At 70.8% G+C, this 9,362-nt stretch carries 7 protein-coding genes; all 7 read right to left on the bottom strand.

All coding sequences use genetic code 11. The features are described from left to right. Positions 1-149 precede the first annotated feature (149 nt). The 7 genes from IG54_RS0136595 to IG54_RS0136565 all read right to left on the bottom strand — a co-directional run bounded on the left by IG54_RS0136595 (position 150) and on the right by IG54_RS0136565 (position 9,262). Entirely contained in the window at positions 150-1,721 is a 1,572-nt protein-coding gene (locus IG54_RS0136595; protein ID WP_030795301.1) for a type IV secretory system conjugative DNA transfer family protein, read from the bottom strand. Further along, positions 1,711-3,096: an ATP-binding protein gene (locus tag IG54_RS0136590; RefSeq protein ID WP_030795296.1), complete on the bottom strand. Its 1,386-nt coding sequence runs from the start codon at positions 3,094-3,096 to the stop codon at positions 1,711-1,713. The genes IG54_RS0136595 and IG54_RS0136590 overlap by 11 nt, the downstream gene beginning before the upstream one ends. A gap of 29 nt (positions 3,097-3,125) precedes the next feature. Then, on the bottom strand, positions 3,126-4,685 hold the full coding sequence (locus IG54_RS0136585) for an SCO6880 family protein (RefSeq protein ID WP_030795294.1): 1,560 nt from the start codon (positions 4,683-4,685) through the stop codon (positions 3,126-3,128). Continuing rightward, positions 4,682-6,040 (bottom strand): membrane protein, encoded by a 1,359-nt coding sequence (locus IG54_RS0136580; RefSeq protein ID WP_030795292.1) that lies wholly within the window; start codon positions 6,038-6,040, stop codon positions 4,682-4,684. Before IG54_RS0136580 ends, IG54_RS0136585 begins: the two co-directional genes overlap by 4 nt. After that, the gene (locus IG54_RS0136575) at positions 6,030-6,869 is read right to left on the bottom strand and encodes a hypothetical protein (RefSeq protein WP_030795289.1); all 840 of its coding nucleotides are present in this window, start codon (positions 6,867-6,869) and stop codon (positions 6,030-6,032) included. The genes IG54_RS0136580 and IG54_RS0136575 overlap by 11 nt, the downstream gene beginning before the upstream one ends. A gap of 265 nt (positions 6,870-7,134) precedes the next feature. Next, on the bottom strand, positions 7,135-7,443 hold the full coding sequence (locus tag IG54_RS0136570) for a hypothetical protein (RefSeq protein ID WP_030795286.1): 309 nt from the start codon (positions 7,441-7,443) through the stop codon (positions 7,135-7,137). 241 nt (positions 7,444-7,684) lie between these two features. Beyond that, a complete protein-coding gene (locus IG54_RS0136565) occupies positions 7,685-9,262 on the bottom strand; it encodes a hypothetical protein (protein WP_078594965.1) in 1,578 nt (525 codons plus the stop codon). Between the last annotated feature and the right edge of the window lie 100 nt (positions 9,263-9,362).

Raw genomic sequence — 9,362 nt, 5'->3', positions numbered from 1 at the left:
ATGGTACTGCAGGGGGGACCCTGTGGGAGAGTAGGACGCCGCCGAACTAATTTTGAATGGGAAACCCCCGCACCTTATGGTGCGGGGGTTTTCTGCGTTTGCGGCCCCATTCTTCAAGGCCCCATTCGCGGCCCATACAGGGCCATTTGTCAGACGGGCAGTTCGCTGTTCGGCCAGCGGGAGCGGCCCTGTTCGCGGGAGCGGAGCAGAGCCAGGGTGGGCAGGCCCCGGTCGGCGCCGGTGGCGAGCAGCTCCGGGAGCTGGGGCAGCGGGGCGACCGCGGCGGCGTCGTCGAGGACGAGCGTCATTGGTGGGTCGAGCCGACCGGAGGATGACCGTTCGGCCATGCGCCGGCCGTGCTCGACCACGCTGGAGGCGAGTGCCGTGAGCAGCGGCATGGCACCCGGGCCTTGGCGGGACTTGGGATCCTCGATCGCCTCACCCACCACAAAAAGCGTGCCCCCTTCATGGACAAAGGAATCCAGGGTGAGCGCATCAGTTCGGTTTGGGGTGCAGGACTCGCGGACGTGGACCGTGAAGAGGGCCGAGAGGGCTCGCGCGGTCAACTCCTGGGCCACGTCACGGCGTTCGGGGTACGCCGTGAGGGTGGCCTCCAGTTCGCCCGCGGCGCCGGGCGCCGCCCCGGGATGCGTACGGAGAATGCGTACGGCCTCCTGGACCTGGGTGCCCTGGGACCAGCGGTGGACGTGCTTCATCGGCCTGTCGCCCACCGCGGCGGCGTGCAGGAAGCTGCGCATCAGGGTCTCCGCCGTGTCGGCCACGGCGGCGTCCAGCTTGGCGCTCGGCCTTACCGGGGCGAGGAGGGCGGCGGCGCGCTGGGCGGCCGTCGCCTTGTCCTGGCAGCCGGCGGTGGGGGACCAGTGCAGGCGGGCCGGGGTGTCGCAGAGGTGGGAGGGGTCGTAGAGGAGGACCGGGCCCAGCTTGGCGCGGGCGTCCTTCGTCTCCTCCCACAGGGTGGGGTCGGAGGTCAGGACCAGCGCGGCGCCCTCGGCGTCCTGGACGGCCTGGACGGCGTGCGGCCTTCTGATCGCGGGGGTGCCGAGGATCAGGGGCGTACGGGGAGTGGGGGTGGGAAGTGGTGCCGGTGACGCAAGTGATGCGGGTGATGCGGGTGGTGTGAGTGGCGCGGCGGGTCCCGGCGGGCTCTCCGCCGCCGGGACGGAGATGCTCTCCAGGGCCGGGCTCGGAGCGCCCGGCGGGACCGGAGGAGAGATGCTCTCGGGCGCCGGAACCGGGACCGGCGCCGGGGCCAGCCCCGGGTCCTGGCCCCCGGGAGCGCTGTACCCGCCCTCGGCACGCCGCGCCCTCCGCACCGCCCGCCCCCGCACCACCGTGCCCATCACGAAGACCATCAGCACGATCAGCACCATCAGCTGGCCGATGAACAGGCCCCAGAACAGGCCGTATCCGGGCAGCTGCGCCGGAGGTGTCGCGGGCCAGGCGCCCGGCAGGTCCTGCGGGCTGCCGATCAAGTGGCGTACCGCCACGGGCGTGTTCCCGAACGTCACTTTGTCCGGCCACGCCCCTCGCGCGAACCGCGCCGCGAGCTTCGTGGACGTCCAGACGAGGACCGTGGAGCCCAGCAGGAAGCCGAGGAAACTCAGCAGCAGCCCGTCCGGGACGCCCCTCTCGGCGCCGGCGCTCCGCGCACCCCGCTCACGCCCGTACGAAGGGCCGCCCCGCTCCCAGTCATCCCGCATGCTGCTCCATATACGCCGCCCGTGCCTCCGCCTCCAGCTCGGCCGCCCGCATCGCGTCGTCGGCGAAGTCGGCGGACGACTCCGTCATGGCGCGGTCGGTGAAGACCAGCGGCCGTTCCGTCTCCGTGATGAGGTGCTTGACCACCTGGACGTTGCCGTTGACGTCCCATACCGCGATGCCGGGGGTGAGGGTGGGGATGATCTCCACCGCCCACCTCGGCAGTCCGAGGACCCGCCCCGTGGCCCTCGCCTCGTCGGCCTTCTGGGCGTAGATCGTCCGTGTGGAGGCCATCTTCAGGATCGCGGCCGCCTCTTTCGCCGCCGCCCCGTCCACCACGTCACTCAGGTGGTGGACCACCGCCACGAACGACAGACCGAGCCGCCGCCCGAACTTCAGCAGCCGCTGGAACAGCTGTGCCACGAACGGTGAGTTAATGATGTGCCACGCCTCCTCCACCAGGAAGATGCGCTTCTTGCGGTCGGGCCGGATCCACGTGTGCTCCAGCCAGACGCCGACGATCGCCATCAGGATCGGCATGGCGATGGAGTTGCGGTCGATGTGGGAGAGGTCGAAGACGATCAGCGGGGCGTCGAGATCGATGCCCACCGTCGTCGGGCCGTCGAACATGCCCCGCAGGTCACCGTCGACCAGCCGGTCCAGGACCAGCGCCACGTCCAGGCCCCACGCGCGTACGTCGTCTATGGCCACGTTCATCGCCTCGGCCGACTCCGGCTCGGGATGGCGCAGCTGTTCGACGATGTCGGTGAGGACCGGCTGGCGTTCCACGATCGTCTCGTTCACGTACGCGTGCGCGACCTTCAGCGCGAAGCCCGAGCGCTCGTCGAGCCCGTGCCCCATGGCGACCTCGATGATCGTCCTCAGGAGCGCGAGCTGGCCCGTGGTCGTGATCGCGGGGTCGAGCGGGTTGAGGCGGATGCCCATGTCGAGGGCGGCGGTCGGGTCGAGCCGGATGGGAGTTATCCCCAGCTCCTGGGCGATGAGGTTCCACTCGCCGACGCCGTCCTCGCCCTGCGCGTCGAGCACGACGACCTGGCGGTCCTTGAAGCGCAGCTGGCGCAGGACGTACGTCTTCTCCAGCGCCGACTTGCCGTTGCCGGACTCGCCGAGCACCAGCCAGTGCGGCGCGGGCAGCTGCTGCCCGTACAACTGGAAGGGGTCGTAGATGTAACCCTTGCCGGAGTACACCTCGCGCCCGATGATCACGCCCGAGTCGCCGAGGCCGGGCGCGGCCGTCGGGAGGTAGACCGCCTGGGCCTGCCCCGTCGACGTACGCACCGGAAGCCTGGTCGTCTCGACCTTCCCGAAGAGGAAGGACGTGAAGGCGTCCGTGAGGACGGTCAGCGGATCCCGCATCGCAACAGCCTGCCTCTACGTCGATACGTCTAGCGTCGGATGCCGGTCGCGAACGGCAGCGTGTTGACGAAGGCCCTGTGGTGCTCGCGGTCGCACCACTCCAGCTTCAGATACGACTTGCCGGCGGAGGCGCGGATGGTGCGCTTGTCGCGCGCGAGGGCCTCCGGGGAACGGGACGACACCGTGATGTAGCCGACGAGGTTGACGCCCGCCGCGCCGCTCGCCAGGTCCTCGCCGCGCTGGTCGAGGCGGGAGTGCGAGGCGATGTCGCGGGGGTCGACCGTGCGGTTCATCTTGGCCTGGCGGCTGGCCTCCGCCTCGTCGTTCGTCTTCTCGGTCAGCATGCGCTCGATGGCGACCTCGGTGGGTTCGAGGTCCATGGTGACGGCGACCGTGCGGATCACGTCGGGGGTGTGGACGAGCAGCGGGGCGAGGAAGTTGACGCCGACGGGCGTCATCGGCCACTCCTTCACCCAGGCCGTGGCGTGGCACCAGGGGGCGCGGGTGGAGGACTCGCGGGTCTTGGCCTGGAGGTAGGTGGGCTCCATGGCGTCCAGCTCGGCGGGCCAGGCGTTGCGCTTGGTCATCGCCTGGATGTGGTCGATGGGGTGGTCCGGGTCGTACATGGAGTGCACGAGCGAGGCGAGCCGGCCCTGGCCGAGCGGCTGTCGTACGCGGATGTCGGCCTCCTGGAGCCGCGAGCAGATGTCGGTCAGCTCGCGGGCCATGACGACGGCGAGACCGGCGTCCTTGTCGAGCTTGCGGCCGCCGTGCGGGCGCGCCGCGCGGGCCATCGCCTGGGCCTCGGCGGCCAGGTCGCGGGAGTAGTGCATACAGGCGACGAGGTAGGCGCGGTGCTGCTCGCTGCTGGTCGACACCATCGACTGCAACTGGTCGTACGACTGCTGGAGCCACGGCAGCGCCCGGTCGTCGCCGCGCTGGGCGACGTCCTTGGCGTGCGCGTCCGGGTCGGCGGGCAGCGTACGGGCGAGCATCTGGAGGCGGGTGACGAAGCCGTCGCCGTTGGCCACGTGCTTCAGGAGCGTCCCGAAGCGGTCGACCAGCGCCTCCTGGTCCTCGGAGTCGCGCAGGCCGACGCCCGGCCCCTCGATCTCGATGGCGGCCGTGACGGTGCGCCGGTCGGCGTGCAGCAGTACGGCGATCTCGTCCGGCCCGAAGGGCGCGGCGAGCCAGCTGATGCGGCCGATGCCGGGGGGCGGGCCGACCTCGACCTCGCGGCCGTCGATCCTGACCCCGGCCTCGGGGGCGGCGGAGCGGTAGGCGGTGCCGCGCTTGAGGGAGCGCTTGTAGCTGCGGTTGATCTCGAACCACTTGTAGAACGTCCGGCCCTTGTACGGGACGTACACCGCCGCGACGGCGAGCATCGGCAGGCCGGAGAGCAGCACGATGCGCAGGGCGAGGAGGGGGACGAGGAGCCCGCACATCATGCCGAGGAAGGCCCCCACGATGATGAGGGCGATCTCGCCGGTCTCACGATTCTTGCCGACGATCGCGTTCGGCCGCGCGCGGCCGATCAGATATGTGCGGCGGGGCGCGACCGGTTGGGACACGTGGGACTGGGTCGTCAACGCCCTTCACCTCCCGTGCGGTTGGTACTGCTGTTGCGGGAGCCGCCGCGGTTGCCCGCGTGCGGCGTGTTCGTCGCGCTGCTGCGCGGCGCGGGTGCGGCGGAGGGGACAGATCCGCCGCCGTTCGACGAGCCGCCCGGGGAGGTGCGGCCGCTGTGTGCGGCGACGCCGCCGCTGGCGGGGTTGGCGGGCCGGGGCTGGCTGCTCCCGCCGCCTCCACCGCCGCCGCCGTGGCCCCGGGCGCTGTGGGTCTTGATGCCCTGGGAGACGAGGGAGGCGGGGGAGCTGATCACGGCGGCGGCCTTGTTCTCGGCGCCGCGCATCATGCGGTTGTCGCGGGAGCCGGCGATCTCGTCGCCGAAGCCCGGTACGAAGCGGTAGATCATGGCGCTCGCGAAGATGGCGAGCAGGATGATCGAGAGTCCGGAGACGACGGCGGAGAACGCGTCGGGTCCGTCGTCGGCGGAGAGCGCCCCGGCGAGGCCGAGCACGATCACGATGATCGGCTTGACGAGGATGACGGCGATCATGATGCCCGCCCAGCGGCGGACGTGCGACCACAGGTTCTTGTCGACGAGGCCGGCGTAGACGACCGTGCCGAGGAGCGCTCCTACGTAGAGGAGCGCCGCCCGGATGACCAGCTCCAGCCAGAGCACGCCTGCGGCGAGGATCGACACGAGCGAGACGACGATCAGCATGATCGGGCCGCCGCCGATGTCCTCGCCCCTCTTCAGGGCGCCCGCGAACGTCCCGAAGAAGTGGTCCGTCTGACCGCCCGTCGCCTTCGCGATGACGTCCGAGACGCCGTCGGTCGCCGAGACGACGGTGTACAGGATCAGGGGCGTGAAGGCGGAGGCGAGCACGGTGAGCCACAGGAACCCGATGGCCTCGGAGATCGCGGTGGTCAACGGCACGCCCCGCACGGCCCGCTTCGCCACGGCGAGCAGCCACAGCAGGAGGGTGAGGATGGTGGACGCCGCGAAGACGACGGCGTACTGCTGGAGGAACTTGGGGTTGGTGAAGTCGACGCTGGCTGTCTCCTTGACGGCGTCGGACAGCTTGTCGACGGTCCAGGAGGCGGCTTCGGCGCAGCCCTTGGCGAGGGAGCCGAGGGGGTCGGTGCTGTCGTCGAAGGGGGCTTCGGCGGGGTACTTGCCTTCACCGCCGGAGCTGCCTCCGTTTTCGGAGGATTGGCCTCTTTCGCAGTATTTCTTGGCGGGGCCGTGGATGAGATCGCAGGCGTCGTCGTCCTTGGGCTCCGGCGCCGCGAAGGCGCGCGTCGCGAACAGGACCGCCGCGGTCTGCACGGCCGTGATGGTGGCGCTGAGGCGGAGTACACGGCGGCTACCGGGCATACGTGAACCCTCCGTACCCTTCGACCGCCTTCGCGATCTCGTCGGAGTTGGACGCACGGTCGTCGCCCGGAACTGGAGCGGGACCGTTCTTCTGGGAGTGCGTGACGGCCTTCCAGTCGCCGTCGATCCACGCCAGCTCCATCGTGAGCGTGAACCAGCTGTTGGTGACCGGCTTGGTGGACTTCTCGCCGGCCAGGCCGAGCAGGCCGCTGCACCAGACCTCGACGGTGGCCTTGCGGTCCGAGAAGTCGGTGACCTTCGTGCCGATCGGGGATGTGCGCGAGATGAACTGATAGCCGTTCGGCGTCGAACCGTCGTCGTTCAGGCCTACGTTCTTGAAGAACGGCGCGGTGTACGCCTTGTCGAGTTCGGCCTGGAACTTGGCCACGCTCTGCGGCGCCATGACGGTTCGGAGGATGGCGTCGCGCTTGCCCTTGTCGAACATGTCGGCAGAGCCGAGCGGCACGGCGAAGTTCGCCGCCGCGCTCTGGGCACCCTGCTCGGTCTTGGCGAAGCCCGTCGCGATCCCATCGGCCTTGCCGCTCACCGGCTTCTCCCCCGAAGGGGCCGTCGCCGCCGCGTCAGGCGTCTTGGCGTCGCCGCCCCCCGCAGAGGACTCACCCCCACCCCGGTTGGCGAAGGCGATCGCCGCGATCAGCAGGACCACGACGCCGACCACCGTCACCAGGCTGCGGGAGGACGTCCGCCCGCCCCGGGCGGATCTGCGCGCGCCGTAGACGTCGTCCCCGCCCTCCCCCTCGGGAAGCCGCGTCCTGGTCTCTCCCGAGCCGCCGAAGAGGCCGTCGTTCCGCTCGTCGTCGAGGCTCATGCCGCGACCGCCCCCTCAACCTCTCGCCGAACCGACACGTAGGGCACGTAGGACACGTATGACGGTAGCCGTGCTGGTTCCCGCGCGGGCGCGGTGTGGTGACTCGACATCAGGGAGTTGCAACCTCAGCCGGTGGGCACGACGGACGGGTGGGGGAGGGGACAGGGAAGAGGGGACAGGAGGGAGAGGGGGGACTGGGGGAGAGAGGGACAGGGGAGGGACCTACGGGACAAGGGGGGAGCGGTCGGAGGCCTGGGGAAGGGCGCTAGACCGCCATGCCGTAGACGATCGTGAACAGCGTGCCGAGCGAACCGATGATGAAGACTCCGGTCAGGCCCGCGATGATCAGGCCCTTGCCCTGTTCCGCGCTGAAGGTGTCGCGCAGCGCCGTCGCGCCGATGCGTTGCTTCGCCGCGCCCCAGATCGCAATGCCCAGGCACAGCAGAATGGCGACCGCCATCACGACCTCGATCATGACGCGTGCCTCGTTGCCCAGGTTCCCGAAGGGACCCCAGTCGGGGGCGATCCCGCCGATGATGGTGGTGATGTCGCCCTTTTCGGCTGCCATAAGCATGTGTAACTCACCGCCCCTAGTGGGTTGTTCTGGTACCTCTGCCCGCCTCGGTGCAGAGGACAGCTCATTCTCGCCGACAATCGGCCCCGCGGATGGCGCCTTGGCGCCATTCGTTGGCTGACTTCGTGCGTTTCCTCGTACTGAGGTCTGGTCACTCTGTGTATCACGCGGTACGACGCCGGGCAATGACGGCCCGGCGTGCCTCTGACCAGGACTTCTGACCAGCACTTTTGACGGGGACTCAAGAGCGGCCGAGGCCGGTCGTCGAGCGGGTGACGAAGGAGCAGTCGGTGTAGCGGTAGGCGGGGCTCAGCCTCGTGCCCTCGGCGCGATCGCGCACGGTGGCCCTCTTGTAGAGGAAGTGGTACTCGCCGGCGGGCAGCCTGAGGGTGGTCCTGGGGTACTTCGTGACGCCGGCCCGGCAGGCCTTGTCGCCCTGGGACTTGGTGGCGAAGACCCGGCAGGAGGCGCAGTCCTTGAGTGTGACGCTGCCGGTGGTGGGGCCGGTGTAGAGGACTTCCAGTTCGCCGGGGCCGAGGTTGGCGACGACGAGATCGACCTTGGCGCCGCCGGGGGAGCCGGACGGGGGCAGGCGGCGGCCCGCGCTCGGGCGTTCCTCGGCGATCTCGGCGGCGATGGCGACGTCCTTGGCGCGGTCGCGCTTCTCGCTGGCCGGGTAGGTCTTGGCGAAGCCGTTCAGGGTCGCGGCGGCCTTCGCGAAGTGGGCGTCCTCGAACTCGTCCATGCCGCAGGCGTAGACGCCGCTCTCCACGGCCCGGGTGGTGGCGCCGCGAACGGCCTCGGCGTCGACCGTGTCGCCGGGCAGGGCGGCGGCGGTGGCGCCGATGGCGCGCAGTTCGTCCAGGGCGGGGCAGGGGGCGGGGCCCTTGAAGGCGGACGTACGGGTGTCGATGGCGTCGCGCAGGGCCGGCTCGACCTTCTTGGCCTGGGCCGAGGTGGGGAAGGCGCGGAGCAGTTCGGTGAGCGGGGCGTCCGCTGCCGGGCGGCCGAGCCCTTCGGTGCCGCACTCGTAGAGGGCGGTGGCGAGGCGGTCGTCGGGCCAGGTGGCGAGGGTGCCGAGGCGGTCCTTGCCGAGGGTGCCGGGGAGGGTGCGCAGATGCTTGAGCGGGGGGACGGCTTCGCAGTACCGCTTGGCGGTGTAAGGGGCGGCGACGGACTCGTAGTAGGCGGTGAGACTGTCGGGCAGGCGGTCGGCGGCCCGGGACCCGGGGTGGTCGTCGGCGAGGTCGCGGTAGATGCGGAGGGCCTTCTTGTACTTCGTCTCGGCGATGCCCTCGAAGGGCTGTGCGTCGAGGCCCGCGACGATGCGGTCGGCGGTGGCGAGGCGGTCGAGGAGCATCTGCTCGACCGCCTCGGCCCGCGCGCTCTCGTAGGCGAGGGCGCCGCCGGAGGGCACGGCGAGCAGGATGACGCCGAGGGCGGCCGCGAGGGGGGCGCGCAGCGGCCAGCGCGTCCGGTCGCGGGTGGCGCGGTGCGCGCCGTGGGCGGCGGCAAGGAGCAGGAGGGCTGCGTAGCCGATGAGTACGCCGCCGGGTACGCCGTCGACATCGGCGGGCAGCGCCAGCAGAAGCAGCGCGGCGGTCGCGCCGACGCAGAGCAGGGCGGGGAGCGGCCGCCGGATGAGGAGGTAGCCGAGGCCGAGCCCGGTGAGGTTCAGCAGGGCGACGGCGAGGGGGCGTAAGGGGCTGTGGTCGCCGGGTGGGCTGGGTGCGGCTGGGGGATGGACGGACAGTTGTGGTGGCGGTGGCGGGTACGTGTAGGAGGACGAGGGCGCGTACGAAGGTGGGGATGGGGGCACGGAGGGGAGCGAAGGCGGGGGGGGGGGGGCCGCCGGGATAGGGGGTTAGCGGAGCCGGAGCCCGGTGAGTTTAAGGAGGGCGGCGGCGAGGGGGCGTAAG

Source organism: Streptomyces sp. NRRL S-920 (assembly GCF_000717945.1).
GTDB lineage: Bacteria > Actinomycetota > Actinomycetes > Streptomycetales > Streptomycetaceae > Streptomyces > Streptomyces alboniger.
This window is presented reverse-complemented; position numbering and strand designations above follow the sequence as displayed.

Excerpts from the sequence above, each read along its gene's own strand:
- IG54_RS0136575 (WP_030795289.1), bottom strand. The coding sequence starts at position 6,869 with ATGAGCCTCGACGACGAGCGGAACGACGGCCTCTTCGGCGGCTCGGGA.
- IG54_RS0136595 (WP_030795301.1), bottom strand. The coding sequence starts at position 1,721 with ATGCGGGATGACTGGGAGCGGGGCGGCCCTTCGTACGGGCGTGAGCGG.
- IG54_RS0136570 (WP_030795286.1), bottom strand. The coding sequence starts at position 7,443 with ATGCTTATGGCAGCCGAAAAGGGCGACATCACCACCATCATCGGCGGG.
- IG54_RS0136590 (WP_030795296.1), bottom strand. The coding sequence starts at position 3,096 with ATGCGGGATCCGCTGACCGTCCTCACGGACGCCTTCACGTCCTTCCTC.
- IG54_RS0136580 (WP_030795292.1), bottom strand. The coding sequence starts at position 6,040 with ATGCCCGGTAGCCGCCGTGTACTCCGCCTCAGCGCCACCATCACGGCC.